This window comes from Rhizobium sp. SEMIA 4085, assembly GCF_013004495.1.
GTDB classification, from domain to species: domain Bacteria; phylum Pseudomonadota; class Alphaproteobacteria; order Rhizobiales; family Rhizobiaceae; genus Rhizobium; species Rhizobium gallicum.
In genome coordinates this window covers 1-1148 of the sequence record NZ_JABEPH010000675.1, presented here as the reverse complement: position 1 = coordinate 1148, position 1148 = coordinate 1, and the positions used below count along the sequence as shown (strand labels likewise).

Genomic DNA, 1148 nt, shown 5'->3' with positions numbered 1-1148 from the left:
TTCCCGTGCTTTTTAGAACATAGATGGCACCAGTCAGGTGACCATCGAAACGCAATACGCCGCGTCGACTTCGGTCACGACGGTATGGCGAGCTTTCGCCGTCCACGTTTCTCTTTCTTCAAGAAGACAAAAAACCGCGTCGACCGGTTCCCCGAATGGGCCCGTAGCTCAGTTGGTTAGAGCACACGCTTGATAAGCGTGGGGTCGGTAGTTCAAGTCTACCCGGGCCCACCATTTGCTTTTGCGAATGCGGGTTGAGGGATGACGGACTTGCTGTTGGGTTTCCTGACGCGGAAAATTGCCGAACCTGGGCTTGCCCGGGCGATCGAGCTGATGGGGCTGTAGCTCAGCTGGGAGAGCACCTGCTTTGCAAGCAGGGGGTCAGCGGTTCGATCCCGCTCAGCTCCACCAAATCGATTGGTGTCGAGACTGACGGCAACGAAGCGTAGCGCAAGGCGCGTCGCCAATCGTTTGGCGCCCGAGCGGAGCGCCTTCGGCGCGTGAGCGACAAGAATTGTCTTCTGAAGAAAAACAAAGTTTGCATCGTTTGTGACGATGCCTGTTCTGCATATATCGTGAAGAGAAGATTGATCTGGAGGCTTCCAGGTGTTTTGGGTTTAGGCCCGAGGCGTCCGAAGCCGGTTCCAATGATGTCGTTGATGGTCTAGCCGACCGGAAACGAAAGAGGAGCCGGATGTAGGAAGGAAGCTTGTCCTGAGGCATTGTTGTTGTTTGAAGGCTTTGGCTTTCATCTGACCGACGGTGCTGGATTGGCGTTGCCTGACCGCGCGCCACCGGATTTGATCTCGAGAAGCTGGTCTTAAGACAGACTGTGAAGCGAGCTGCTCGGCGTAGCTCCAATGAAGCAGATCTGTCGAACACGTCGATGGCATCATTAGAAAGCGTGATTGTAAAAGGTAATCACGCATTGTTGGTCTTCGGATTTGATTGTGCGGCAACTGAGAGGTTGTCCGGATGGTCGGATTTGGCACGTCCGCAAGGTCGCAAGCCGAGCGGATGCGGTTTTCCAAATCCAACAAAGATGATGAGCATTGGCAATGAGAACGATTAAGTGTCGTAAGGGCATTTGGTGGATGCCTTGGCATGCACAGGCGATGAAGGACGTGATACGCTGCGATAAGCCGTGG

2 tRNA genes and 1 rRNA gene are annotated in these 1148 nt (G+C 54.3%); all 3 read left to right on the top strand.

Annotated features, from left to right (window positions below):
- Window positions 1-157 precede the first annotated feature (157 nt).
- Window positions 158-234: transfer RNA gene (locus tag C9413_RS32290), tRNA-Ile, on the top strand.
- Window positions 235-335: 101 nt separating this feature from the next.
- Window positions 336-411: transfer RNA gene (locus tag C9413_RS32285), tRNA-Ala, on the top strand.
- A 655-nt stretch (window positions 412-1066) separates the two neighbouring features.
- Window positions 1067-1148: ribosomal RNA gene (locus C9413_RS32280) — 23S ribosomal RNA — on the top strand; the annotation flags it as partial.